At 74.9% G+C, this 26235-nt stretch carries 15 protein-coding genes; 11 read left to right on the plus strand and 4 right to left on the minus strand.

Going from position 1 to position 26235, the window contains the following annotated elements; genetic code table 11:
• The first annotated feature begins 3 nt into the window (after window positions 1–3).
• From IF23_RS0114560 to IF23_RS0114595, 8 genes are read left to right on the plus strand one after another with little or no spacing between them, the layout of a single operon-like run.
• Entirely contained in the window at window positions 4–8667 is an 8664-nt protein-coding gene (locus IF23_RS0114560) for a non-ribosomal peptide synthetase (protein ID WP_051739569.1), read from the plus strand.
• Window positions 8664–9137, plus strand: coding sequence for a VOC family protein (locus IF23_RS0114565; RefSeq protein WP_030283631.1), 474 nt, complete (start codon window positions 8664–8666; stop codon window positions 9135–9137). The genes IF23_RS0114560 and IF23_RS0114565 overlap by 4 nt, the downstream gene beginning before the upstream one ends.
• Window positions 9134–10072 (plus strand): hypothetical protein, encoded by a 939-nt coding sequence (locus tag IF23_RS0114570; RefSeq protein WP_030283633.1) that lies wholly within the window; start codon window positions 9134–9136, stop codon window positions 10070–10072. Before IF23_RS0114565 ends, IF23_RS0114570 begins: the two co-directional genes overlap by 4 nt.
• Window positions 10073–10103: 31 nt before the next feature.
• On the plus strand, window positions 10104–10997 hold the full coding sequence (locus tag IF23_RS0114575) for an LLM class flavin-dependent oxidoreductase (RefSeq protein WP_030283635.1): 894 nt from the start codon (window positions 10104–10106) through the stop codon (window positions 10995–10997).
• A 50-nt stretch (window positions 10998–11047) separates the two neighbouring features.
• Complete coding sequence (locus tag IF23_RS0114580) at window positions 11048–12844, plus strand: gamma-glutamyltransferase family protein (RefSeq protein WP_030283636.1); 1797 nt, start codon at window positions 11048–11050, stop codon at window positions 12842–12844.
• Between the two features lie 4 nt (window positions 12845–12848).
• On the plus strand, window positions 12849–14147 hold the full coding sequence (locus IF23_RS32045; protein ID WP_157848013.1) for a preATP grasp domain-containing protein: 1299 nt from the start codon (window positions 12849–12851) through the stop codon (window positions 14145–14147).
• On the plus strand, window positions 14144–15088 hold the full coding sequence (locus IF23_RS0114590) for a fatty acid desaturase family protein (protein ID WP_051739571.1): 945 nt from the start codon (window positions 14144–14146) through the stop codon (window positions 15086–15088). Before IF23_RS32045 ends, IF23_RS0114590 begins: the two co-directional genes overlap by 4 nt.
• Before the next feature lie 14 nt (window positions 15089–15102).
• Window positions 15103–15309 carry an MbtH family protein gene (locus IF23_RS0114595; RefSeq protein WP_030283642.1) on the plus strand — a complete coding sequence of 69 codons (207 nt, stop codon included), beginning with the start codon at window positions 15103–15105 and terminating at the stop codon, window positions 15307–15309.
• On the opposite strand, the gene IF23_RS0114600 is transcribed toward IF23_RS0114595, so the two are convergent.
• Together IF23_RS0114600 and dapA are read right to left on the minus strand one after the other, a co-directional pair.
• Window positions 15306–16853, minus strand: a complete 1548-nt coding sequence (locus IF23_RS0114600; RefSeq protein ID WP_078653977.1) for an AfsR/SARP family transcriptional regulator — start codon at window positions 16851–16853, stop codon at window positions 15306–15308. The two genes, IF23_RS0114595 and IF23_RS0114600, sit on opposite strands and share 4 nt — an antisense overlap.
• Window positions 16854–17113: 260 nt before the next feature.
• Window positions 17114–18022, minus strand: a complete 909-nt coding sequence (gene dapA / locus IF23_RS0114605; protein ID WP_030283645.1) for a 4-hydroxy-tetrahydrodipicolinate synthase — start codon at window positions 18020–18022, stop codon at window positions 17114–17116.
• A 72-nt stretch (window positions 18023–18094) separates the two neighbouring features.
• On the opposite strand from dapA, the gene IF23_RS0114610 reads away from it, so the two are divergent.
• Window positions 18095–18985, plus strand: a complete 891-nt coding sequence (locus IF23_RS0114610) for a LysR family transcriptional regulator (protein ID WP_030283647.1) — start codon at window positions 18095–18097, stop codon at window positions 18983–18985.
• Between the two features lie 160 nt (window positions 18986–19145).
• Complete coding sequence (locus IF23_RS0114615) at window positions 19146–19463, plus strand: hypothetical protein (RefSeq protein ID WP_030283649.1); 318 nt, start codon at window positions 19146–19148, stop codon at window positions 19461–19463.
• A gap of 24 nt (window positions 19464–19487) precedes the next feature.
• On the opposite strand, the gene IF23_RS0114620 is transcribed toward IF23_RS0114615, so the two are convergent.
• Both IF23_RS0114620 and IF23_RS0114625 read right to left on the minus strand, forming a co-directional pair.
• Window positions 19488–19814 carry a thioredoxin family protein gene (locus IF23_RS0114620; RefSeq protein WP_030283651.1) on the minus strand — a complete coding sequence of 109 codons (327 nt, stop codon included), beginning with the start codon at window positions 19812–19814 and terminating at the stop codon, window positions 19488–19490.
• Between the two features lie 340 nt (window positions 19815–20154).
• Window positions 20155–21507: an NsdA family TPR-like regulatory protein gene (locus IF23_RS0114625; protein ID WP_030283652.1), complete on the minus strand. Its 1353-nt coding sequence runs from the start codon at window positions 21505–21507 to the stop codon at window positions 20155–20157.
• Window positions 21508–22214: 707 nt separating this feature from the next.
• Between IF23_RS0114625 and IF23_RS0114630 the strand changes: the two genes are divergently transcribed.
• Window positions 22215–26153 (plus strand): Pls/PosA family non-ribosomal peptide synthetase, encoded by a 3939-nt coding sequence (locus tag IF23_RS0114630; RefSeq protein ID WP_078653987.1) that lies wholly within the window; start codon window positions 22215–22217, stop codon window positions 26151–26153.
• The last annotated feature ends 82 nt before the right edge of the window (window positions 26154–26235 follow it).

Genomic DNA, 26235 nt, shown 5'->3' on the forward strand with positions numbered 1-26235 from the left:
CCGATGACCTTCGTGCACGAGATATTCCAGGAGCGGTGCCGCCGCACCCCGGACGCCGTCGCCGTGGTCTGCGGGGGCGAGTCGGTCCGCTACGCGGAGCTGAACGCCCGGGCCAACCGGCTCGCCCGCCATCTCGTCGGGCGGGGGGCCGGGCCCGAGCGCCGGGTGGCCGTGCGGCTGCCCCGGTCGGTGGACGCGCTGGTGGCCCTGTTCGCCACGCTCAAGGCCGGTGCGGCGTATCTGCCGGTCGACCCCGACCAGCCCGCCGGCCGGACCGCCGCCCTGCTCGGGGAGGCGGCGCCGGTGGCCGTGGTCGACGCGCCGGTCGTGCTCGACGGGCTGCCCGCGACGGACCTCACCGACGCCGACCGCACCGCCGCGCTGCGCCCGGCCCACCCGGCGTACGTCATCCACACCTCCGGGTCCACCGGGACGCCCAAGGGCACCGTGGTCGAGCACCGCAGCCTGACCAACCTCTTCTGCCACCACACCGAGGTGCAGTACGCCGAGGTGGCGGCCGCCGGTGAGCGGCTGCGGGTCGGCGGCATCGCGCCGCTGGCCTTCGACGCCTCCTGGGACCCGCTGCTGTGGATGGTCGCGGGGCATGAGCTGCATCTGCTGGACGAGGCGACCCGCCGTGACGCCGCCGCGCTGACCGCGTACGTCCGCCGCCACCGGCTCGACGTCATCGACCTCACCCCCACCCACCTCGAACAGCTCCTCCCCTACGGCCTGGTGCGCGACCCCCGGGTCAGGCCGCGGCTGGTCGTGCTGGGCGGTGAGGCCCTGCCCGAGCCGGTGTGGCGGGAGCTGCGTGACACACCGGGCGTCACCGGCCACAACGCCTACGGGCCCACCGAGTGCACGGTGGACGCGCTGTGGGCCCCGACCACCGCCGCCGACGACGTGGTCCTCGGCGAGCCCGTCCGCGGCACGGTCGCCCATGTCCTGGACGCGCGGCTGCGCCCGGTGTCCGCCGGGGAGACCGGTGAACTGTACGTGGCCGGTGCCGCGCTGGCCCGCGGCTATCTCGGCCGTCCCGGGCAGACCGCCGGCCATTTCGTCGCCGACCCGTTCGGCCCGCCGGGCGGGCGGATGTACCGCACCGGTGACCTGGTCCGCCGCGGGGCGGACGGCGCGCTGCGCTACGCGGGGCGCGCCGACGACCAGGTGAAGGTCCGTGGCTTCCGGATCGAGCCCGGTGAGATCGAGGCCGTGCTCCGTGCCCACCCCGCCGTGGCCCAGGCGGTCGTCCACGCCGCCGACCGGGGCGACGGCGAACGGCGGCTGGTGGCCCATGTGGTGGCCACCGCCGACGGCACCACACCGGACGACGTCCGGCGGCACGCGGCCGCGCACCTGCCCGGCCACATGGTGCCCGTCGTGGTGCTGCTGGACGCGCTGCCGCTCACCGCCAACGGCAAGCTGGACCGCGCCGCGCTGCCCGCGCCCGGCGACGCCCGGCCCGGGCGCGCCCCGCGTTCGGCCGGGGAGCGGCGGCTGTGCGCGCTCTTCGCCGAGGTGTTGCGGCTGCCGCGGGTCGGGCCGGACGACTCGTTCCTGGCGCTGGGCGGCGATTCGCTGCTGGCGGTCCGGCTGACCGGCCGGATCGGGGCCACGCTGGGCGTCCGGGTCACCGTCCGCGACCTCTTCGAGCACCCCTCGCCCGCGCGGCTGGCCGAGGCGCTGGACGGCATCGTCACCACGCCCGCCGCACCGCTCCGGCCACGGCCGCGGCCCGGGGACCTCCCGCTCTCCTTCGCCCAGCAACGGCTGTGGTTCCTCAACCGGCTGGAGGGCCCGAGCCCCACCTACAACGTGCCCGTGATCTCCCGGCTCTCGGGCCCGCTGGACAGCGCGGCGCTGGCGACCGCGCTCCACGATGTCGTGGTGCGCCACGAGAGTCTGCGCACCACGTTCCCGGAGACCGACGGCAGGCCCGTCCAGCGGATCCTTCCCGGCGACCGGGCCGTACCCGTCCTCACCGTCGAGCACATCGCGGCGGACGGAGTGGACGCGCGGCTCCGGGAAGCGGCGCGGCACACGTTCGACCTCGCCGCCGAGATCCCGCTCCGCGCCTGGCTGTTCGCGCTGGGCGAGGACGAGCACGTGCTGCTGGTCCTGGTCCATCACATCGCCGGTGACGGCTGGTCCCTGGCCCCGCTCGCGCGCGACCTCGGCGCCGCCTACACCGCCCGGGTCAGCGGCGATGCACCGGCCTGGTCGCCGCTGCCGGTCCAGTACGCCGACTACACCCTCTGGCAGCACGACACCCTCGGCGCGATGGCCGACCAGACCGACTTCTGGCGCGCCGAACTCGCGGAGCTGCCGGACGAGATCGGGCTCCCCTTCGACCGCCCCCGGCCCGCCGCGGCCACCTACCACGGCGGGACCGTCGACTTCCGTGTCCCCGCCGACACCCATCAGCGCCTGGTCGAGCTGGCCCGGCGGCACGGTGTCACCACCTTCATGGTCTTCCAGACCGCCCTCGCCCTGCTGCTCGCCAAACTCACCGGCACCGACGACATCCCGATCGGCACCCCCACCGCCGGACGCCCCGACGAAGCCCTCGACGACCTGATCGGCTTCTTCGTCAACACCGTCGTCCTCCGCAACGACCTCACCGGCAACCCCACCTTCGAACAACTCCTGGAGCGCACCCGCAAGACCGATCTGGCGGCCTTCAGCCACCAGGACGTCCCGTTCGAGCAGGTCGTGGAGGCGGTCAACCCGGTCCGCTCGCTGGCCCGCAATCCGCTGTTCCAGGTGTCGATCACGATGAACGACCTGGCCGCGGCCCTCGATCTGCCCGGGCTCACGGTGACCGGCGAGCAGCCGACCGTCGGCGTCGCCCGGTTCGACCTCAACGTCAACTTCCATGAGCGGCGCGACGGCGTCGCGGGGCAGATCGAGTTCAACGCGGACCTGTTCGACGCCGCCACGGTGCGGACCATGGCCGACCGGCTCGTCCGCGTACTCGCCGCCGCTGCCGCGGATCCCGCCCGGCCCTGCGGCACGCTCGACGTCCTCTCCCCCGAGGAACGCTCACGCATCCTCACCGCCTGGAACGACACCGCGCTGGACGTCCCGGCCGCCACGCTCCCCGAGCTGCTGGAGGCGCAGACCGCCGCCACGCCGGACGCGGTCGCCGTGCAGACGGACACGGCGAGCCTGACGTACGCCCAGCTCAACGCCCGGGCCAACCAGCTCGCCCGGCATCTCGTCGCGCACGGGGTGGGGCCGGAGGCGCTGGTCGCCCTGCAACTGCCGCGCTCCGCGGAGCTGGTGGTCGCCGTCTGGGCCGTCCTCAAGGCGGGCGGTTCGTATCTGCCGATCGACGGGGAGTACCCGGCCGAGCGCAACGCCTTCATGCTGCGGGACGCCCGGCCCACCCTCGTCCTGACCGAGCCCGTCGACGTCTCCCACCTCCCGGACGGCGATCTCACCGACGCCGACCGCACGGCCCCGCTGCGGCCCGGGCACCCCTGCTACGTCATCTACACCTCCGGTTCGACCGGTGTGCCCAAGGCGGTCTCGATGCCCGGGGGCGCGCTGGTCAACCTGGTGGTCTGGTGGGCCACCTGGGAGCCGCCGAGGCGGATCGCCCTGTTCTCCGCGACCAGCTTCGACGTCTCCCCGATGGAGCTGCTGATCGCCACCACCTCCGGCGGCTGTGTGGTGGTCCCCGACGACGCGATCCGCAAGGACCCCGACCGGCTGGTCGGCTGGCTCGCCGCGCAGGAGGTCGGCGACCTGACCGTGATCCCCAACCTGGTGCTGAACGCGGTGTGCGAGGCCGCCCGCAGCGCGGGCACCCGGCTGCCCGCGCTGCGCCACGTCGGGCAGGGCGGTGAGGCGCTGACCCTGTCCGCCGCCGTCAAGGAGGTCTTCCGCGGCGACGGGGACCGGCGGCTGGACAACTGCTACGGCCCCACCGAGACCCATATGGCGACCGGCTACCGGATGCCCCGCCGGGCCGCGGAGTGGCCCGCGGACCCGCCGATCGGCCGGCCGATCGGCAACACCCAGGTCTATGTCCTCGACCGCTGGCTCCAGCCGGTTCCGGCGGGCGTCGTCGGCGAGTTGTACATCGGCGGCGCGCAGCTGGCCCGCGGCTATCTCCGCCGCCCGGGGCAGACCGCCGGACGGTTCGTCGCCAATCCGTACGGTCCGCCCGGCGGGCGGATGTACCGCACCGGGGATCTGGTGCGGTGGCGGGCGGACGGCGAGCTGCTGTTCGTCGGCCGTGCCGACCACCAGGTCAAGATCCGCGGTTTCCGGATCGAGCTGGGCGAGATCGAGACCCTGCTCCTGCGCCACCCCGACGTGGCGCAGGTGGCGGTGGTCCCCGTCGAGGACCGGGCGGGCAAACGCCTCGTCGCCTATGTGGTGCCGGGGGCCGAGGAGCCCGGGGCGGATGTGCTGCGCCGGTACACGGCCGCCGCGCTACCCGACTACATGGTGCCGTCCGCCTTCGTCCTCCTCGACCGGCTGCCGCTGAGCCCCAACGGCAAGCTCGAACGGAAGGAGCTTCTGCCGCCCGTCCCGGAGTCGGCCGGGCGGGCGCCCCGGAGCCGGGTGGAGCGGGTCCTCTGCGAGATCTGGGCCGAGGTGCTGGACGCACCGGCGGTCGGTATCGACGACGACTTCTTCGCCCTGGGCGGCCATTCCCTGACCGTCACCAAGGTCATCAGCCGGGTGCGGGGCCGTCTCGGCGCCGACCTTCCGGTCCGGGCGCTCTTCGAGCACCGCACACCCGCGGAGCTCGGCGCGCTCCTCGGCGACGCCGTCGACGCCGGTCCCCGCCTGACCGCGCGGCCCCGCCCGGAACGTATCCCGCTCTCCTCCGCCCAGCAGCGGCTGTGGTTCCTCAACCGGCTGGAGGGCCCGAGCCCGACCTACAACAACCCGCTGGTGTCCCGGCTCTCGGGGCCGCTGGACAAGGATGCGCTGGCGACCGCGCTGCACGATGTCGTGGTGCGCCACGAGAGTCTGCGCACCACGTTCCCGGAGACCGGCGGCAAGCCGGAGCAGCGGATCCTCCCCGGCGACCGGGCCGTGCCCGTCCTCACCGTCGAGCATGTCGCGGCGGACGCACTGGACGCGCGGCTCCGGGAGGCGGCGCGGTACGCCTTCGATCTCGCCGCCGAGATCCCGCTCCGCGCCTGGCTGTTCGCGCTGGGCGGCGACGAGCACGTGCTGCTGGTGCTCGTCCACCACATCGCCAGTGACGGCTGGTCGCTGGCGCCCCTCGGCAGGGATATCGGCGTCGCCTACACCGCCCGGAGCGGCGGCACCGCGCCCGTCTGGTCGCCGCTGCCGGTCCAGTACGCGGACTACACCCTCTGGCAGCACGACACCCTCGGCGCGATGGCCGACCAGACCGATTTCTGGCGGACGGAACTCGCCGCGTTGCCGGACGAGATCGGGCTCCCCTTCGACCGCCCCCGGCCCGCCGCCGCCTCGTACCGCGGCGGGACCGTCGAGCTGCGTGTCCCCGCCGATGTGCACCGGCGGCTGGTGGAGCTGGCCCGGAGCCGGGGTGTGACCACCTTCATGGTCTTCCAGACGGCGGTCGCGGTCCTGCTGGCCAAGGTGACCGGCGCCGACGACATCCCGATCGGCACCCCGACCGCCGGACGCCCCGACGAGGCCCTCGACGACCTGATCGGGTTCTTCGTCAACACCGTCGTCCTCCGCAACGACCTCACCGGCAACCCCACCTTCGAACAGCTCCTGGAGCGCACCCGGAAGACCGATCTGGCGGCCTTCAGCCATCAGGACGTCCCGTTCGAGCAGTTGGTGCGGGAGCTGAATCCGGCCCGGTCCGCCGGTCGTCACCCGCTCTTCCAGGTGATGATGCCGTTCAACAGCAACCTCGCCGACACCGGTCTGGCGCTGCCCGGCGTGGTGGCGCGCACCCAGCCGGAGCCGCTGGAGGTCGCCAAGTTCGACCTCTCCTTCCACCTCCGTGAGGAGTTCGGCCCCGCGGGCGAACCGGCCGGGGTCGCGGGGGCGCTCGACTACAGCACCGATCTGTTCGACCACCCGACCGTGGTGGCGTTCGCGGAACGGCTGCGCCGGATCCTGGACGCCGTCCTCGCCGACCCCGGCACCACCGTGGCCGATCTGGACGTCCTGGGGGCCGACGAGCGGCGGCGGTTGCTGGCCGGGGGCGACGGCGCTCCGGCCCCGGCCGCCGCGGACTTCGCCCACCGGCTGTTCGAGGAGCAGGCCGCGCGGACCCCCGCCGCCCCGGCCGTGGTCTGCGGTGCGGAGCGGCTGGAGTACGGCGGGCTGAACCGCCGGGCCAACCGGCTGGCCCGCTGGCTGATCGCCCGGGGTGTCGGCCCCGAGGACCGCGTCGCCGTGGTCCTGCCGCGCGGTGTGGACCTGGTCGTGGCCCTGCTCGCCGTCTGGAAGGCCGGGGCCGCCTACGTCCCGGTCGATCCCGGCTACCCCGCCGAGCGCATCGCCTTCCTGCTGGCGGACACCGCGCCCCGGGTGGTGCTCGACGGCGCCGTCGACACCCGGGGGCACGCCGACGGCGATGTCACCGACGCCGAACGCGGCGCCCCGCTCGACGCCGCGCACCCCGCCTACGTCATCTACACCTCGGGCTCGACCGGCCGCCCCAAGGGTGTCGTCACCGAGCACCGCGCGCTCGCCGCCTACCTCCGGCACTGCCGCACGGCCTACCCGGGCGTCCCGGGCACCACCGCCCTGTACTCCTCGTTCTCGTTCGATCTGACGGTGACCGCACTCCACGGCCAGCTCACCACGGGCGGCTGTGTGGTCCTCGGCGAACTGACCGAGGAGGGTGTGCGGGGGACGGAGCGGCCGGACTTCGTGAAGGTGACCCCCAGCCATCTGGAGCTGCTGTCCGCGCTCCCCGCGCAGGCGTCGCCCGACCGGTGTCTGGTCCTCGGCGGCGAGCCGCTGTCGGGCGCGGCGTTGGCGTCCTGGCGCGCCGAGCACCCGCACGTCACGGTCGTCAACGCCTACGGGCCCACGGAGACCACCGTCAACTGCTGCGACCACCGGCTGCCCCCGGGCGCGCCGGTGGGGGCGGGCCCGGTGCCCGTCGGGCGGCCCTTCGCCGGGGTGCGGATGTACGTCCTGGACCGGTGGCTGCGGCTCGCGCCGACCGGGGTCGTCGGCGAGCTGTACGTCGGCGGTGACCAGCTCGCCCGCGGCTATCTCCACCGGCCGGGGCAGACCGCGGAACGCTTCGTCGCGGATCCCTTCGGTCCGCCCGGGTCCCGGCTGTACCGCACCGGGGACCTGGCGCGTTGGCTGCCGGAGGGGGTGTTGGAGTTCGCCGGGCGGGCCGACGCCCAGGTGAAGGTGCGCGGTTTCCGCATCGAACTCGGGGAGATCGAGGCGGTGTTGCGGGAGCAGCCCGGGGTGGCCCGGGCCGCGGCGACCGTGCACCGCTTCGGCGCGGGGGATCTGCGGGTGGTCGGCTACGTGGTGCCCGAGCCGGGTGCCGTCCCCGATCTGGAGACGGTGCGCAAGCAGGCCGCCCAGATCCTGCCGCCCGCCGCGGTGCCCTACCGGCTGGTCCCGCTGACCGCGCTGCCGCTGACGCCCCACGGAAAGCTGGACCGCGGCGCCCTGCCCGTCCCCGTGGCGACCGGCGGCGACGCCGGACGGGCTCCGCGCACCCGGCGGGAGCAGCTCCTGTGTGATCTCTTCGCCGAGGTGCTCGGGGTGGCCGGGGTGCGGGTCGACGACTCCTTCTTCGACCTGGGCGGGCACTCCCTGCTCGTCATCCGCCTCGCCGACCGTGTCCGGACCGCGCTGGGCGCCACCGTCAACATCCGTGATCTGCTGGACGCGCCCACCCCCGCCGGGCTCGCCGAGCGGCTGGCGGCGGACGGCGGCGCCGGTACGGCGGACCCCCTGGCGCCCGTCCTGCGGCTGCGCGACGGCCGGGGGACGCCGCTGTTCTGTGTCCATCCGGCGGCCGGGATCGGCTGGGTCTACGCGGGGCTGCTGCGCTTCCTCGACGCCGACCGGCCGGTGTACGCCCTCCAGGCGCCCGGGCTCGGCACGCCCGGCCATCGGGCCGCCTCGCCGGAGGAGGTGGTGGCGGACCACCTGGCGCGGATCCGTGCGGTCCGGCCGACCGGCCCGTACGCCCTGGCGGGCTGGTCGCTGGGTGGGCTGATCGCCCATCTGCTCGCGGTCCGGCTCCAGGAGGAGGGCGAGGAGGTCACCGTGCTCGCCCTTCTGGACAGCTATCCGCGCGTCCCGGAGACCGACGGGGACGCGGACCCGGACGAGGCGACCGCGCTGCGGCAGCTCGCCACCTCGCTCGGGCAGGACGTCGCCGCCGACGGCACCCTCACCGGTCTCGCCGATGTGGAGGTGGCCGCCCTGGTGCGGGTCTACCGGGAGCTGAGCCGTGTCTTCGCGGCGCCGGAGCTGGGGCGGTTCCGGGGGGATCTGCTGCTCTTCCGGGCGACCGCCGACAAGCCGGTGGACTCCCCGTACGTCCCGGACCTCTGGCGCCCGCACCTCACCGGGGAGCTCCACGTCCACCCCGTCGACTGCGCCCACGGCGAGATGGCCCGGCCCGGGCCGGTCGCCGCGATCGGGCCGGTGCTCGACGGGTGGCTGACGCGCGCGACGCCGACCGACCGCAACGGAGAATCAGCGTGACCACACCTGCCGTGCCCCTGGCACAGCTGCACCACATCGGGGTGCAGACCTTCGATCTGGACAACTCCCTCGCCTGGTACCGGGACTTCCTCGGGTTCCGGCCCACCTGGACGGCGGAGACCTTCTCCGACCTCACCGTCAGCCGGTTGCCCGGCGTCACCCGGATCACCGAGATCGTCACCGAGCGGGTCCGGATCCATCTGATCGAGCGGGCGGGCCGGGAGCGGCGGCGCGGTCCGGAGGACCGGGTGCAGTTCCAGCACATCTGCCTCGCCGTGGACTCCCCCGCGCAGCTGCGCGACCGGCTGGAGCGCTGGCAGGAGCTGTACGCCTGCGGTGCCTACACCTTTCTGCGGCCCGACCCGCCCACCGGGATCGTCACCGACGCCGAGGGCGTCCAGAGCTTCTACTGCTTCGACGTCAACGGCCTGGAAATCGAGTTCACGTACGTCCCCGGGAGCACACGATGAGCCGGAACTCCTCGGCGACAGCCCTCTCCCTGCCCGGCACCCAGGGGTGGGACTTCGGGGACTATCCCTACGCGCTGGAGCCGCTGACGCTGCCGCACCCCGGTGAGCCCTGGCTCTCGGACGGCACCGCCGGTCCGCAGCTCGAGGCCGCCTGCCGCGAGCTGCTGACCGCCACGGACTCCGGCGCGCTGGTCACCCCGCCCGCCACCGCGGCGGAGCTGGAGCGTCTCTTCTGGTTCCGGTGGATCGTCGGGCACCACCTCTCGTTCGTCATCTGGCGGCTGGTCGCCACCCGGCTGGAACAGCTGGCCTCCGGTCACGGGGACCGGGCCACGGCTGCCCGGGAGATCACCGCGTACGTCCGGGCGTACAGCGCGATGATGCTCTACACCGGCTCCAGCACCCGGGAGATCTACAACGGGACGATCCGGCCCAGCATGTACCGGATGCACTCCACCTTCAGCGGCACCTGGGCGGCCGACTACGCCGCGGTGCGCGGTCTCTTCCGGGGCCGTCGGCTGCCCCCGGTGCCGGTCGCCGAGGCGGCGGACCTGGAGCGGGAGATCGCGCTGGGCCACCGCATCCATCTGGGCGTCGCCGCCAAGCTGGTGGCCGACGGCAGGTCGCTGCTCCAGCATCTGGTCGACAAGCCGCCCGAGCGGCAGCCGCGGGTGTGGACGAGCACCTTCGACTGCTACTTCCTCACCCTGCGCGCCCCGGCGACCGGGCACGAGGTGCTCGCCCAACTCCTGCGCCGCTGCAAGGCGGTGGCCATGGATCTGGCGGCCAACGGGCTCTACCCGCGGGTCGCCGACTACTCCGGTCCGACACCGGACGAGCTGTGCACGCCCGAGACGCTGACCTGCGAGAGCGAGGTCGCCGACACCGTTCTCCGGGTCGCCGCCCTGGCCACGGGCTGCCCGCCGCGCCACTGATCCCGAACACCGAACAGAAAGCGATCACCACATGCGACATGGAGTCATCGTCCTGCCGGAGAAGCGGTGGACCGAGGCCCGGAAGGTCTGGACACACGCCGAGGAGCTGGGCTTCGACCACGCCTGGACCTACGACCACCTGATGTGGCGCTGGTTCCGCGAGAAGCCCTGGTACGCCACGATGCCGACGCTGACCGCCGCCGCCACGGCCACCTCACGTATCGGCATCGGGACCATGGTGGCCAGCCCCGGCATCCGTCACCCCGTCCCCTTCGCCAAGGAGATGATGACGCTGGACGACATCTCCGGCGGGCGGGCGCTCTGCGGTATCGGCGCCGGTGCGGGCGGTTTCGACGACGACGCGCTGGGGATCCCCTCGCTGCCGCCGCGGGAGAAGGCGGCCCGCTTCGGCGAGTTCGTGGAGCTGACCGATCGGCTGCTGAGCGAGCCGGAGACCTCCTACCGGGGTGAGTGGTTCACCACCAAGGGCACCCTGCTGCGCCCCGGCTGTGTCCAGCGTCCGCGGCTGCCGCTGGCGGTCGCGGCGCTCGGGCCGAAGGGCATCGCGCTGGCGGCCCGCCATGCGGACATCTGGATCACCATCGCCTGGGCCGGTCACGGCGAGCCGCTCCCCTACCGGGAGGCGGTGCCGGTGATCCGCCGGCAGTCCGCGCTCCTGGACAAGGAGTGCGAGGCCATCGGCCGCGACCCGGCCACCGTGCGGCGGCTGGTGGTGACCGGGGCGATGATCGACGGCGTTCTGGAGTCCGTCGAGAGCCACCGGGACGCCACCGGTCTCCTCGGCGAGATCGGCGTCACCGACCTCGTCGTGCACTGGCCGCGCCCCGACTTCCCCTACCAGGGCAGCCTGTCGGTGCTGGAGGACATCGCCGCCGAGGTGCTCACCGCCGACCGCGCCGTCTGACCCGCCGCGGTCCGCCCCGGCCGTCCGGTCCGTCTCGAAAGGGTTTCCCAGTGCTGTTCCGACCCGAGCTCCACGGCAACCACGGTGCCGTGGCCTCCACCCACTGGCTGGCCTCCGCCGCCGGTAACGCCATGTTCGACCGCGGCGGCAACGCCTTCGACGCGGCCGCCGCCGCAGCCTTCGTGATCCAGGTCGTCGAGCCCCATCAGAACGGCCCGGCGGGCGATGTGCCGATCATGGTCCATGACGGCGCCACCGGCCGGGTGAAGGTCATCTGCGGCCAGGGCCCGATGCCGCGGGCCGCCACCCCCGACGCCATCCGGGAGCGCGGCCTGTCCGGGATACCCGGCTCGGGCCTCCTCGCGGCCAGTGTGCCCGGTGCGTTCAGCGCCTGGATGACGCTGCTGCGCGACCACGGCAGGCTCACCGTCGCCGATGTGCTCGAACCGGCCGTCGACTACGCCGAGAAGGGCTTCCCGGTGCTGCCCCGGGCGGCGCTGATGATCGAGGCGCTGGCCCCGCTCTTCCGTGAGCACTGGACGGAGTCGGGGGCGACCTATCTGCACCACGGCGCCGCCCCCGCCGCCGGGGCGCGGCTGCGCAACCCGGCGCTGGCCCGGACGTTCCGCCGGATCGTCGTCGAGGCGAGCGCCGCCACCGCCGACCGGCAGGGGCAGGCCGACGCCGCGATCCGGACCTTCCACGAGGGGTTCGTCGCCGAGGCGATCGACGCCTTCCTCGCCACCGCCGAGGTCCTCGACTCCACCGGCCGCCCCCAGAAGGGCCTGCTGACCGGGGAGGATCTGGCGTCCTGGCGCCCGACGGCCGAACCGGCGGTCAGCCTGGAGTACCGCGGGCGGCGCGTCCACAAGCCGGGTCCGTGGTCCCAGGGTCCGGTCTTCCTCCAGCAGTTGTCGCTGCTCGCCGGGTTCGACCTCGGCGCCATGGAGTTCGCCGGTCCCGACCATCTGCACACCGTCATCGAGTCGGCGAAGCTGGCCTTCGCCGACCGGGAGGCCTGGTACGGGGATCCCGACCACGCCGACGTCCCGCTCTCCGCCCTGCTGGACCCCGGCTACGCGGCCGCCCGCCGGGCCCTGATCACCGCGGAAGCCTCCGCGGAGCTGCGGCCCGGCTCGCCCGACGGCCGCACCCCGTGGATCCCGCCGCTCCTGGAGGCCACCGCCGGACCCGACGGGCCGGAGTGGCGCGCGGAGTTGGCCAACGGGGTGCCCACCGTGCTGCGGCAGACCTCCGCGAGGTCCGACACCACCTGTGTCAGCGCCTGCGACCACGAGGGGAACATGGTGGTCGCCACGCCCAGCGGCGGCTGGCTCAAGAGCTCCCCGGTGGTGCCCGGTCTCGGCTTCCCGCTGGGCACCCGGGGCCAGATGGCCTGGCTGGCGGAGGGGCACAACAACTGTCTCGCCCCCGGCAAGCGGCCCCGCACCACCCTCAGCCCCACCCTGGTCAGCACCGGGGACGGCAGGCCGTACCTCGCCTTCGGCACCCCCGGGGGCGATCAGCAGGACCAGTGGACCCTCAACTTCTTCGTCAACCATGTGGACTTCGGGATGAGTCCGCAGCAGGCCGTGGAGGCGGCGGCGTTCCACAGCGAGCACGTCCCCACCTCCTTCGCGCCCCGGCAGTTCCGGGCGCTGGTGGTGAAGGCCGAGGAGGGCGTTCCGGCCGCCACGGTGGCCGAGCTGGGCCGCCGCGGTCACCTCGTCGAATCGGTGCCCGCGATGACGCTGGGCAAGGTCTGCGCGACCGGTCCCGACGCCACGGGCGGGGTGTTCGCCGCCGCCAGCCCGCGCGGTGCCCAGTGCTACGGGATGGTGCGGTGACCCGATGAGGATTCTCGTACTGAACGTGGGGACGGCCGCCGCCCGTGCGATCCACCGCCAGCTGTGGATGATCGACGAGGGCGATGTCGTGGTGAGCCCGATCGCCGTGGACGAGACCTTTCTGCGGTACGTCTGCGGGGCGCTCGGCATCGACCCCGACGCCGTCCGCCTCGTCGTCCACCCCGACGGGCTGACGGACCCGGCGCTGGTCGCGCCCGGCCTGGTGGCGCGGTTGCGGGCGGCGGTCGGTGACGCGGACGCGTATCTGGCACCGGCCGCCCACACCGAGGGCGTCGCGGCGCTGGCCGGGCTGCTGGGGCTGCCGCTCGGCCCGGGGCTGCGGTTCGCCGCGCAGCGCGGCCCGGTGCTGCTCAACCGCAAGTCGCACTTCCGGCAGCTCGCGGTCGGCGCCGGGCTGCCCGTCCCGGACGGCTCCGTCGTCACCGGCGCCCGGGCGCTGACGGACGCGGTGGCCCGCCATCTCCCCCGTACCGGCACGGTCGTCGTCAAGCGCGACGACGATCTGGGCGGGCAGGGCAACATCGCCGTCACGCTCGGCCCCACCGATCCGCTGCCGGGGGTCGCCAGGACGCTCTCCGCCGCCGACCCGCGGGCTGCCGCGGAGAGTCTGTGGGCCGAACTCACCGACGCGGACAACCGGCTGCTCGTCGTGGAGAGCTACCACCCGGCGACCCACAGCTTCTACACCGAGTACCTGATCGCCGAGGACGGCGGTGTCACCTTCCTCAACAGCGGCGGCATCCGGCGCTGTCCGGACCCGGACCCGGACGCCGAGGAGTTGGTGTGGGTGGGCCTGGAGCTGCCCGCCGAGCTGCCGCCCGGCGCGGCCTCCCGGGCGCTGACCGCGGCGGCGCGGATGGTCGCCCTGGCGGCTGCCGTCGGCTACCGCGGCCACATCAACGTCGACGCCATCCTCACCACCGAGGGAGAGGTGCTCTTCAACGAGGTGAACGCGCGCTGGGGCGGCAGCCTGGCCCTGCACACCCTCGGCACCCGGCTGCTGGGCCCGAACTACGCCGACCACCATGTGATCTCCGGGCTGCGGGACATCACCCCGCTGCCGGTGGCCGAGGCCCTGCGTGTCCTGGACGCCACGGGCCTCGCGTTCTCCGCCGGTTCCGGGGAGGGCGTGGTCCTCGTCGGCTGCGACCCGCGGCTGGGCGCGCCCCTGGAGTGTGTCGCCATCGCGCCCTCGCGGGCCCGGGCGCGGCAGATCGAGGACCGGCTGCGGCGGGCCGTGGCGCGGCCCGAAGCGGTGGCGTCGGGGCGGGGGCGGCGATGAGCGGGCCCACGCCCCGGCAGGGCATCGACCGGCGGCTGCTGCACACGTTGGCCACCCCGGACCGGGTGCGGGTGACCGGCCGGGCGGCCGTGCTGCTCGCCGGGTACGCGGGGGTGGCCCGGCTGGCCCTGTGGCAGGGCTCGGTGGGGTGGGCGCTGCTCTGCTCCGCGGTGCTCGGTTTTCTGCTCGCGGGGTTCATCAACGCGGCCCATGACTGCGTGCACAGCAGCCATCTGCGCTCCAAGCGGGCGAACCGGATCGCCGGGGCCGCCTGGTCGACGCCGATCCTCCTCAACTTCACCATCTACCGTCACCAGCACCTGGTGCACCACCGCTTCACGGGGGTGGAGGGCGACACCGAGCCGGAGGAGACCTTCACCAGCCTGCGCGCCTATCTCTACGCGCTGTCCGGGGTGCCGTTCTGGCCCGGTCTGCTGCGGCGTATCTGGAAGACCTGGCGCGGTGACTTCCCGGCCAGCGTCCACACCGCCGACCGGCGGCGCACGGCCCGGCAGAACAACGCGGTGATCTGTGCCTGGCTGGCGCTGATGGCGGCGCTGACCGTGGTCTTCCCGTACCCGCTGCTGATCGTGTACTGGCTGCCGCTGGCGCTGTCCTTCCCGGCCGGTACCTTCCTGAGCCTGCCCGAGCACTACGGGCTGTGGGGCGTCCCCGAGGTCTCCCGCAACACCCGGACCGTCCGCTCCAACGCGGTCGTCCGCTACGTCGTCTGGAACGCCAATTACCACGCCGAGCACCATCGTTATCCGGCGGTCTCCTCGATCAACCTGCACCGGCTGCACCGGGCCATGCCCGAGCCGCACCCGATCCAGGAGAAGTCCTACGTCCGCTTCCACGCCGGGCTCTTCGCCGGTCTGGGCAGGGGCGGGCAGGACGTCGCCGGGCCGCCCGTACCCCGTACCCCCTCTTCCGACAACTGACCGGAGGTCCCACCGTGTCGAGCAATCCGTTCGAGGACCAGGACGCGCGCTACCGGGTGCTGGTGAACCACGAGAACCAACACTCGCTGTGGCCCGACTTCGCCGAGGTGCCCGCCGGGTGGACCGTGACGTACGGCCCCGCCACCCGGCAGGAGTGCCTCGACCACATCGAGGAGCACTGGACGGACATGCGGCCCGCCTCGCTGACGGCGGCGCCCTAGCCGCCGGACGCGGCGCGCAGCGCCCGTTCCGCGCCGTTCAGGTCGAGCCGTGGCGCGGCCAGCAGCCGCGCCGCGGCGCCGCGCAGCGCCGACGGCAGATAGGCGCAGGCGTCGGCGAGCCGTGCCGCCGCCTCCGCCTCCCGCCACAGGCGCTCGTGCCCGACGGCGGCGCCCAGCAGTTGCAGGGCGTCCGGCAGGGTGAGCCGGTCGAGCGCGAGGGTGTGCAGTCCGGGCGCCCCGGTCGGCGGGCGGCGGCCGGTCAGCAGCACCGCGGTGCCCGGGGAGCGGGGCAGCAGCGGCAGGACATCGGTGTCGTACGCCACGTCGTCCACCACCAGCAGCAGCCGTTTGCCGTCGGTCGCGGTCCGCCAGAGGCCGGACAGTTCGGCGAGGGAGGCGGTCGGGCGGGCGTGGCTCACGCCGAGGGTCCGCAGCAGCGTGGTGAGCACCGTACGGGGCTCCACCGGGGCGCCGTTCGGGCCGCTGAGCGGCGCCCACAACCGGCCGTCGGGGAAGCGTGCCTCCAGCGCGTGCGCCGCCCGGACCGCCAGCGCGGTCTTGCCGACCCCGGCCGGTCCGGTCAGCGCCAGGCGCGCCGGTGCGCCGCCGTCGGTCAACGCCGCGACGACGGCGGCGAGTTCGGTCTCCCGTCCCACGAACCCCTCGGGCACGTCCGGGAGCCGGGTCGACGCGGAGCGGGCCGCGGGCCGTGCGGCGGGGGCCGCCGGTTCCGGGCTCCGGGCGAGGAGCGCGCGGTGCAGTTTCTGCAGGCCGGGGCCGGGGTCCAGGCCCAGTTCGGCGCAGAGCAGCCGACGGACCTGCTGGTAGGCGGCGAGCGCGGCGCCCCGCCGCCCCAGCCCGGCGAGCGCCTGGAGGCGCAGCTCCCACAGCCGTTCGCACAGCGGCTCCGCGACCAGCGCGGGTTCCAGGGCGGCCAGCGCCTCCGCGTGGTGCCCGAGCACCACCTGGACGGAGGCCATCTCCTCGATCACCACGGACCGGAGCCGCAGCCACTGCTCCCGCTCGGTCAGGAAGTGGTCGGTGTGCGCCTCGGTGAACGGCGTGCCCCGCCACAGCGCCAGCCCGTCCTGGTAGAGCGTCAGCGCGTCCTCCAGGTCGCCCTGTTTACGGGCCCGGCGCGCCAGCGCCACCCGTTCGCGGAACAGGTCCGTGTCGACGGCCGCCCCCTGCGCCGTCAGCAGGTAGCCGCCGCCGCTGGAGCGGATGCCCAGCTCGCCCGGGGCGACGGCCCCGTCCAGGACCCGGCGGAGCCGGCTGATGTAGGTGCGGACGGTGCCCCCGGCGCGGCGCGGCGCGGTCTCGCCCCAGAGGGCCTGTACGGCGCGTTCGCAGGGGACGGGCTCGTCCCGGCGGAGCAGGAGGACGCCCAGCAGGGCGCGTTGCTGTGGTGGGCCGAGATCGATCTCCGTGTCCCCGCACCAGCCGCGCACCGGCCCGAGCAAGGAGAACCGCAGCGGGCCGATCGCACCGCTGGGTGGAGGCGGACAGGTGGGCCTTCCCGTGGAGATGCTCTCGTCTGTCATATGCGCAGAATTCCGCAGCGCGCTTGCAGTCCGCTCGACGCCCTGCCCACGGACGCCCGACGGCGGCTCCCGCACCGGCCGACGGCAGCCGCTTCAGCGCGCGCCGGGGGCGGTACGCCGCCGGACATCACTCATCAATTTGTCCAACAGGCCGATGAAGACGGTACGTTCGTCGGCCGACAGACCGCTGACGAGCCCGGCCTCCCGACCGAGGACGGCGTCGACGGTGGTGCCTTCACCACCCGGTGAGGCCGGTCGGCTCAGGCCGGAGCGGCGAGGGCGGTCAGCGCCGTTCGTACCCGCTCCGTCTGTGCCGGGTCGGCCTCGACCAGCGGGCCGCGCACCGTGGGGTGCGGGATGATGCCCAGTTCGGCCAGGGCCGCCTTGGCGGTGACGGCGCCCGGGGCGGTGTGCATCAGGGCGTCCGTCAGGGGGAGCAGGGATGTCTGGAGCTCCTTCGCGGTGGTGAGGTCGCCGCGGCGGACCGCGTGGACGAGGTCGGCGTTGCGGTCGGCGGCGACATTGCCGACGACGCTGACCAGGCCGGTGGCACCGCAGGCGAGGTAGGGCAGGTTCAGTTCGTCGATGCCGCAGTAGTAGGCGAGCGGGGTGCGGTCCATGACCGTCATCGCCTCGAACAGGTCGCCCTTCGCGTCCTTGACGGCGCGGATGCGGGGGTGGCGGGCGAGGTCGATCAGGGTGGCGGCTTCGAGGGGGATGCCGGTGCGGGCCGGGACGTCGTAGAGCATCACGGGCAGGGCGGTGGCGTCGGCGACGGCCGTGCAGTGGGCGCGTACGCCGTCCTGGGTGGGCCGGGAGTAGTACGGGCAGACGAGGAGCAGGGCGTCGGCCCCGGCGGCCTCGGCCTCGCGGGCGCGCCGCACGCTTTCGGCGGTGCTGTGGGTGCCGACACCGGCGACGACGCGGGCGCGGCCCCGCGCCAGGGACACCACGGTGCGCAGCAGACGGGCCGTTTCTGTCGCGGTCAGGGTGGGTGCTTCGCCGGTGGTGCCGCCGACGACGATGCCGTCGCACCCGGTGGCCAGCAGATGGTCGACGAGGGCGGTCAGCCCGGGTTCGCAGAGCGTGCCGTCGGGCCGCATCGGGGTCGCCATGGCGACGAGGTTGGTGCCGAAGAGCTGGTCGGGGGTGGGGCGTGGGGCGTTCATGGGGCGATCCTGCCCGCCGCGATTACTCCGGTCCATCGATGGTTTCTTGTCAGCACTGCGTAGTCTGGCTTCATGATGGATGTGGGGGCCCTACAGGCGTTGCGGTCGGTGGCCGCGCTCGGGACGCTGACGCGGGCGGCGGAGGATCTCGGGTTCACCGCCTCGGCGGTGTCGCAGCAGATCAAGCGGTTGGAGCGGCAGGTCGGTGTGCCGGTGCTGGCCCCGGCGGGGCGCGGGGTGGTGCTGACCCTGGCCGGGCGGGCGCTCGTCGACGCGGCGCCGGAGGTCTTCCAGGCGTTGGAGCGCTGCGCGGAGTCGGCGCGGTCCGTGGCCGAGGGGGCGCCCCGCGGGACGCTGCGGGTGGTGTCGTTCTCCACGGGCATCCGCGGGCTGCTCGCCCCCGTCATGGCGCGGCTGGCGGAGCGCTGTCCGGAGCTGCGGGTGCACATCACCGAGCAGGAGCCCGGTCAGGCGCTGCACTGTGTCGACGCGGCCACCGCCGATCTCGCCCTGCTCCACGACGTCGACGGGCTGCCGGTCCCGCTGCCGCCGTCGTTGACGCAGCGCCCGCTCCACACCGACGTCGGCGACATCGTGATGCACCACACCCATCCCCTGGCGCGCGGCACCTCGCCGCTGACCAGCGGTGATCTCGCCGGTCACGCCTGGGCGACGAGCCCGCCGCGGACGGTGTGCCACCAGTGGTTCCAGCGGGTGGTGGCGGAGCTGCCCGAGGCGCCCGAGGTGCGCCATCTGATCGACGACTTCTCCACCCAGCTCTCCCTGGTCGCCTCCGGGGAGGTCATCGCGCTGATCCCGCGGCTGGCCCGTCCGCCGCTGCCGGAGGGGCTCGTCGTACGGCCGCTGCGGCGGCCCCCGAAGCGGGAGGTGTACGCGGCCTGGCGGCGGAGCGCCCATGCGAGTCCGGCGATCCACGCGCTGCTGGCGGAGTTGGGGCGGTAGGGAGCACCCGCCCGCGGCGCGGGCTTCCGGGCGGGTGTGCTGCGGTGGTCGCGCCGTGGCCGGTGGGGCGGACGTCGGTCACATCGGCCGAACGCGCCTCCTCCGGCCGGTGCGTCGCCGGAGAATGGCGGCGTTTTGTTGATCCGACCGAGGGGCGGCAATGACGTACGAACCCAGCAACCTGATCAAGGAAGGCTCCTGGAAGGTCGGTCACCTGGCCGAGGAACTCGCCAACGGCCGGGGAGCCTTCGAGCGGGCCGACAACGCGGTCCGGGTCTTCAAGCATCTGGAGCGGATCACCGGTCATCTGCCGCTGCTGCTGAGCCGCGCCACGGCCGTCCTCACGGAGACGGCGCGCAACCCGGAGGAGGCCGCCGCGGCCGCCCGCCACGCCGAGGAGGCGGCGAAGGCCGCCGCCGTCCTCGCCACGCATCTCAAGGAGGCGGAGCTGGCGGCGCGGCGGGCGCGGCAGTCCTGAGCGGACGGCGCGCGGCCCGTACGCTCACGCTCCCCCGTCGGCCCCGGCCGCCGCGCGCAGCGCCGCCCGGATCCGGGCGGTCTCGGGCGCGCCCTCCAGGCCGTCCGGGGTGCGGTACATCCGGCAGGTGAGGGAGGGCACCGCGCCCGGTACGGCGAACGGGTCGCGGCCGTTGATCAGGATCGTCGGGGAGCCGGTGAAACCGGTCCGTGCGGCCGTCGCCTCGTCGGTGACGGTGCGGATGGTGAGGCGGGCGGCGCGCAGCCCGGTCCCGTCCAGCGCCTGCCGCAGCCGCTCCTCGGCGAGCCGCTGGTTCGGGCAGTCAGGCACCACGAGTACCTCGATCTCCATGGCGGTGTCGGTCTCCCTCGGTGCGTCGGTCTCCCTGCCTCCATGGTCGCGCGTCCGGGGCGTACCGGGGAACGCGGCCGGGCGGCGCCGTGGCCTCCGCCGTCGCCCGGTCGCGGGCGGCGGCCTCCTGCGTCCGGGTGAAGGGGACGGCGGCCGGGGGCGCGTCCGGGCCGAAAGGCGGACGGGACGCCGCATGAATGGACGGTGACTGATCCCGTGGACATGGCAATGATCCTGCAGGGCGGCTTCCCGACGGTCCCGGCGGAGGACGGCGCCGGACGCCGGACGACGTACGGCCGCGGCGACGGGCCCCGCGCCCCGGAACCGGACCGCCCCGGACTCACCCCGCGGCCGGGCGCAGAGCCTCCCGGAACTCCCTGACCCGCGGGTTGCCCTGATGGGGCGCGAGGCGTCGGGCGAGCCCGGGCAGGGTGCCGTGGGCGGAGCCCGCAGCCAGCTGCCGGTGGTGGCGCAGCGCCCGCAAGGCGTGGTCCGCCGCACCGTCGATCTCGTCGAGGGTGAGCAGGGAGTCCGCGATCCGGGCGTGCAGCAGGGCGCGGGCCTTGTGGTGGTCGGCGGGGCGGCAGGCCAGGGAGCGTTCCAGCTCGCGCAGGGCGCCGCGGTGGTCGCCCAGGCAGGAGAGGACTTCGGCGCGTTGGTAGCGCAGCGCGGTCTCGGGATAGCTGGTGAAGGGGCCTTCGGGGCCGGTGGCGCGGGCGAGCCGGGTCTCGGCCGCCAGCAGATCGGCCCCGGCCCCACGCCCCCGGCCCGCCCCGGCGCCGACCGCCGCGCGCCCGGCGTGCAGATAGGCGCGGACGGCGTCGGGCACCGCGCCGCCCGCGAGGTCGACGGCCGTGTCGCCGAGGGCGGCGGCCTCCTGGTGCCTGCCGAGCTGGTGCGCCTGCACGCTCAGACAGCGCAGGACGACGGTGTACGAGGTGAGGTCGCCTGCGGTGCGGGCCAGCGCGAGGGCGACGTCGTAGTAGTGGCGGGCGAGGGCCGGGTGGCCGATCTCGCCGGTGCGTCCGGCGAGCAGCAGGGTGAGCTGGGCGGCGCCGGTGAACAGCGCGCGGCGGACGGCGGGGTGGGCGGGCGCGGTCAGCAGCGGCACCGCCTCGGCGGCGAGGAACCCGGCGAGCGCCGGTCTGCCGTGGGCGCCGCCGTACCGCTCGCCCAGGAGGACGGTGCGGAGCGCGACCGCCTCCAGGCGCGCCGGGGCCGAGGCGGGCACCCGGGGTGCGCGGGGGTCGGCCGGGGGGAGTTCGGGGTGGTGGCCGCCCCATCCGGTGTGGAGGCGGGGCGGGTGGGCGAGGGCGGCACCGGCGAGGGCGCCGCGCCGGGCGGGGTCGGCGTCGGCGTGGCAGAGGGCGGCGAGGCGGCGGACCGGGTCGCCGCCGCGCAGTGCGGCCCTCAGCACCGGGGCGACCCCGGGGGTCGGTTCGGCGAACCCGGTGCCCTGGAGGGTGACGCGGCGGCCGAGGCGCTGGCCGAGGACCTGGCCGACGAGGTGGGCGACCGGCGGCCGGGGGCGGGCGCCGTCGAGCCAGCGGGCCACCGAGGCGCGGTCGTAGCGCAGGCGCAGGCCCTGGGCGGCGCCGAGGGTGTTGACGGCCCGGGCAAGGTCGGTGGCGGACCAGTCGGCCTCGGTCAGCAGGGCCGCCAGCATGCGGTTGGGGTGGCGCGGGAGCGTCATGGCTGTCTTCCTCGCTCACTGGTCGGTCCGGACCGGAGGCCGCGGCGCACCTGGTGCCGCGGTGGCGCACCGCGGCGGCTGCGCCCGCCGTCCCGCCACCCGACGACCAGGCGTTCCGCCCCGGCTCACTTCATGGTTCCCGCGGCACCCGGCCCTTGTCTACGGCGGAACACGTCGGGTGGTGCCGCGGCGGCCCGGGGGCGGAAGCCGTCCGCCGTACGGAAGGGCGTCCTCGGCGGGGGAATTCCGGCGCCTGCGGGATATCGGTGACGGGGGAAACAGATGTTCTTGGCCGCACAGGCCGGATTTGGTCCGTACGCCCGGACGGTGCCTCCGGCAGGTGCGGACAGCAGCGTATTCCGGCCCGAGTCGGCCCGGGGACGGGCCGGGAACCGGCCAGACCGCGGGCGGCCCCGTGACCGGCTCCGTCGCACGTGGGGCGCCGGGAGCGCCGGGGCGGCTCAGCTCGCCGGACCGGGTTCCTCCGGCCGGACGGGCCGGAATGCGACAGCCGGGAAAGGGAATTCCAGCCTTTCGCCGAGAAACGTCGCGCGGAGCGCCTTTTCCGCTTTCCTGAGGTCCTTGATCCCTTGACCACGCATTCTTGATCCAGCATTTGCGCTCCCGTAGCGAACGCGGACATCTGGGCGTGCATCGATAGAAGTGCGCCCGCCGGAACAGGCGGCGACGGAAAGGGAATGTCCGCGATGCCAGAACACCTTCCCCACACCTCACTTCACGCGCCGCCCCCACCCCCGGGCGGCGCGCCACCGCGTCCTGCCGGGCCCGGCACCCTCACCGGCGTCCTGGCGGCCACCGCGCGCGCCCATCCCGCCGCCCCGGCGCTGGATGCCGGAGGACGGGTGCTCGACTACCGCACGCTGCTCGCCGACGTCACCGCGCTCGCCGAGAAACTGTGGGCCGGTGGTCTCGGTCCCGGCGACCGGGTCGGGGTGCGGGTGCCGTCCGGGACGGCCGATCTGTATGTGGCGATCCTGGCCGTGCTCCACTGCGGCGCGGCGTACGTCCCGGTGGACGCCGACGATCCGGACGAGCGCGCCGAACTGATCTGGCGCGAGGGCGAGGTGGTCGCCGTGATCGGCGCCGGGCGGTCGGTCACCGTACGGCCCGGTGTGCCGCCGGTCGGGCGGTGCGGCGCCCCGGGGCCGGAGGACGACGCCTGGATCATCTTCACGTCCGGCACCACGGGCCGCCCCAAGGGGGTGGCCGTCAGCCACCGTTCGGCGACGGCGTTCGTGGACGCGGAGGCCGCACTGTTCCTCCGGGACGCTCCGCTCGGTCCGGGTGACCGGGTGCTCGCCGGGCTGTCCGTCGCGTTCGACGCGTCCTGCGAGGAGATGTGGCTGGCCTGGCGGCACGGCGCCTGTCTGGTCCCGGCGCCCCGCGCGCTGGTCCGCTCCGGCGCGGACCTCGGCCCGTGGTTGCAGGAGCGGGGCATCACGGTCGTCTCGACGGTGCCGACGCTGGCCGATCTGTGGCCGGTCGAGACATTGGAGGCGGTGCGGCTGCTCATCGTCGGCGGTGAGGCGTGCCCGTCCGGTCTGGTCGACCGGCTCGGCGCGGGCCGCGAGATGTGGAACACGTACGGGCCGACGGAGACCACGGTCGTCGCCTGTGCGGCGCGGCTGCTGCCCGGGGAGCCGGTCCGGATCGGGCGGGCGCTGGACGGCTGGGAGCTGGCCGTGGTGGACGCCGGGGGGCGGCCCGTCGCGCCGGGCGGCACCGGGGAGTTGCTGATCGCGGGCGCGGGGACGGCCCGCTATCTGGATCCGGCCAAGGACGCGGAGAAGTTCGCCGCCCACCCCGCGCTGCCCGGGCGGCGGGTCTACCGCAGCGGCGACCTGGTGCGGGCCGATCCGGCGGGGCTGGTCTTCGTGGGGCGCGCCGACGACCAGGTCAAGGTGGCCGGGCGGCGGATCGAACTCGGCGAGGTCGACGCCGCGTTGCGGGCGGTGCCCGGCATCCGGGCGGCGGCCGCGGCGGTGCGGTCCACCGCCGCGGGTGATCAGCTGCTGGTCGGCTATCTGGTGCCCGATCCGGACTTCCCCGGGGGCGGTTGCGATCTCGCGGCGGCCCGGCGGCACCTCCTGGGGCTGCTGCCGCAGGCCCTCGTCCCGGTGCTGACCCTCGTCGAGCGGTTGCCGACCCGTACGTCGGGCAAGGTGGACCGGGCCGCGCTGCCCTGGCCGCTGCCGCACCAGCGGAGCGACGAACAGCCGGACGAGGGCCCGGTGTTGACGGGGACCGCGGGCTGGGTCGCCGGGTGCTGGCGGGAGCTGCTGGGCGTCCCGGTGGCGGCGGACGGCGATTTCTTCGCGCTCGGCGGCACCAGCCTGGGCGCCGCCCGGCTGGTCACCGCGCTCCGCGCCCGCTGCCCGCAGATCTCGGTCGCCGACCTCTACGCGCATCCGCGGCTCGACGCGCTCGCCGCCCATCTGGACCGGCTGATGAGCGCCGCCACCGACGACACGGAGCCGGACCGGGACCGCACCGTGCGGCCCGTCCCGCGCCATGTCGGGGTCGTGCAGTCGCTCGTCCTGGTGGCGCTGTTCGCGGTCTCGGGGGTGCGGTGGGTACTGCTGCTCGCCGCCGTCGACAACCTCATCGGGCCGCTGCGCTGGGCGCCGCACGCCTCGTGGTGGGCGATCTGCGGCTGGTGGCTCGGGCTGTGCAGCACGCCCGCCCGGGTGGTGATCGGCGCGGGCGTGGCCCGGCTGCTCACCCGCGGGCTGCGGGCCGGTGCCCATCCGCGGGGCGGGTCGGCGCATCTGCGGCTGTGGGCGGCCGAGCGCACCGTCGCCGCCTTCGGTGTCCCGGCGTTGACCGGCACCCCGTGGGCGGGCCGGTTCGCGCGGCTGCTGGGCTGCCGGGTGGGCCGGGGCGTCGCCCTGCACACCCTGCCGCCGGTGACCGGTCTGGCCGCCTTCGAGGACGGGTGTGTCCTGGAGCCGGAGGTGGACGCGGCCGGGTGGTGGCTGAGCGGCGACACCCTGCACCTGGGGCCGGTGCGGGTCGGCGCCGGGGCGCGGGTCGCGGCCCGGGCGACGCTGATGCCGGGGGCGCACGTCGGCGCGGGCGCGGAGGTCGCGCCCGGGGCGTGCGTCATGGGGGCGGTGCCCGCGGGGCAGCGGTGGGCGGGCAGCCCCGCGCGCCGCGTCGCCGAGGCGGCGGAGGCGGGGCGGCCCGCGCCGCGCACCGTCCGCTCCCGGCGCTGGGACGTGGCGTACGCCGCCGCGCTGCCCGGCCTCGCCGCGCTGCCGCTGTGCGCGGCGCTGCCCGGTCTGGCGGTGCTGTGGTGGCTGACGCACGACGCCGCGGACCTGGCCACCGTCGTCGGTGATCTGCTGCTCTCCGCGGTGCCGCTGACGCTGCTGTCGCTGGTGTGCTACGCCGCGCTGCTGGCCCTCGTCGTCCGGGTGGCGGGCCGGGCGCTGCGGCCGGGGTACCACCCGGCGGACGGCGGCGTCGCCTGGTGCGCCTGGCTCACCACCCGGCTGATGGACCAGGCCAGGGGGTCGCTCTTCCCGCTGTACGCGAGCCTGTTGACGCCGGTGTGGCTGCGGCTGCTGGGGTCGCGGGTGGGGCGCCGGGCGGAGATCTCCACGGCGTTGGCGCTGCCGTCGCTCACCCGGGTCGGCGACGGCGCGTTCCTCGCCGACGACACGCTCATCGCCCCGTTCGCGCTGCGCGACGGCTGGCTGCGGTTGGGGACGGCCGAGGTCGGCGACCGGGCATTCGTCGGCAACTCCGGCATCGTGGGCCCGGGGCGGACCGTGCCGGACGACGCCCTGATCGGCGTGCTCTCCGACGCGCCGCCGGAGCTGGGCACGGGCGGCTCCTGGCTGGGCCGCCCGGGCACGGCGGTCTCCCGGACGGCCGACCGGCCCGACCCCCGGCGCACATACGCCCCGCCGCGCCGTCTCGTCCTGGCGCGCGCCGCCGTCGAACTGTGCCGTCTCGTCCCGGTGTGCTGTGCGGTGCTCCTCGCCGACGCCGGTTTCGCGGTCCTCCAGGAGACGGTGGACCTCGACGGCTGGGCGGTCGGCGCGGCCGTCGCCGGTCTGGTGCTGCTGCTGGGCGGGGTGGTGGCGTGTCTGCTGACGACGGCCGCGAAGTGGCTGCTGATGGGCCGTTTCCGGGCGGGTGAGCATCCGCTGTGGAGCTCGTTCGTGTGGCGCAACGAGCTGTACGACGCGTTCGTGGAGGAGTTGGCGATGCCGTGGCTGGGCGGTGCGCTGGTCGGCACGCCGCTGCTCAACGTGTGGCTGCGGTCCCTGGGCGCGCGGATCGGGCGCGGGGTCTGGTGCGAGAGCCACTGGCTGCCCGAGACCGACCTCGTACGGCTGGGTGACGGCGCGAGCGTCAACCGCGGCTGTGTGCTGCAGACGCATCTCTTCCACGACCGGCTGATGCGCGTCGACGAGGTCCGGCTCGGCGCGGGCGCGACCCTGGGCCCGCACTCCATCGTGCTGCCGGCGGCGACGGTCGGGGACGGCACGGTGGTCGGCCCGGCGTCGCTGGTGATGCGCGGTGAGCGGCTGCCCGCGGGGAGCCGCTGGCTCGGTAACCCCGTCGTGGCGTGGACCGGCCCCCGGGCGGCGCGGCCGGAGCCCGCGAGACCGTGACGCCCGTCCCCGGGTGCGGCGTACGGGCGCCGCACCCGGGGCGCCGCGCCGCCCTTCACCACACCCCCTTGAAAGAGACCGA

Source organism: Streptomyces catenulae (assembly GCF_000718015.1).
Classification (GTDB): domain Bacteria; phylum Actinomycetota; class Actinomycetes; order Streptomycetales; family Streptomycetaceae; genus Streptomyces; species Streptomyces catenulae.

Coding starts and splice junctions, on each gene's coding strand:
- IF23_RS0114560 (WP_051739569.1), top strand. CDS start 4: ATGACCTTCGTGCACGAGATATTCCAGGAGCGGTGCCGCCGCACCCCG.
- IF23_RS0114570 (WP_030283633.1), top strand. CDS start 9,134: ATGAGCCGGAACTCCTCGGCGACAGCCCTCTCCCTGCCCGGCACCCAG.
- IF23_RS0114575 (WP_030283635.1), top strand. CDS start 10,104: ATGCGACATGGAGTCATCGTCCTGCCGGAGAAGCGGTGGACCGAGGCC.
- IF23_RS32045 (WP_157848013.1), top strand. CDS start 12,849: ATGAGGATTCTCGTACTGAACGTGGGGACGGCCGCCGCCCGTGCGATC.
- IF23_RS0114590 (WP_051739571.1), top strand. CDS start 14,144: ATGAGCGGGCCCACGCCCCGGCAGGGCATCGACCGGCGGCTGCTGCAC.
- IF23_RS0114600 (WP_078653977.1), bottom strand. CDS start 16,853: ATGACAGACGAGAGCATCTCCACGGGAAGGCCCACCTGTCCGCCTCCA.
- dapA (WP_030283645.1), bottom strand. CDS start 18,022: ATGAACGCCCCACGCCCCACCCCCGACCAGCTCTTCGGCACCAACCTC.
- IF23_RS0114610 (WP_030283647.1), top strand. CDS start 18,095: ATGATGGATGTGGGGGCCCTACAGGCGTTGCGGTCGGTGGCCGCGCTC.
- IF23_RS0114615 (WP_030283649.1), top strand. CDS start 19,146: ATGACGTACGAACCCAGCAACCTGATCAAGGAAGGCTCCTGGAAGGTC.
- IF23_RS0114620 (WP_030283651.1), bottom strand. CDS start 19,814: ATGGAGATCGAGGTACTCGTGGTGCCTGACTGCCCGAACCAGCGGCTC.
- IF23_RS0114625 (WP_030283652.1), bottom strand. CDS start 21,507: ATGACGCTCCCGCGCCACCCCAACCGCATGCTGGCGGCCCTGCTGACC.
- IF23_RS0114630 (WP_078653987.1), top strand. CDS start 22,215: ATGCCAGAACACCTTCCCCACACCTCACTTCACGCGCCGCCCCCACCC.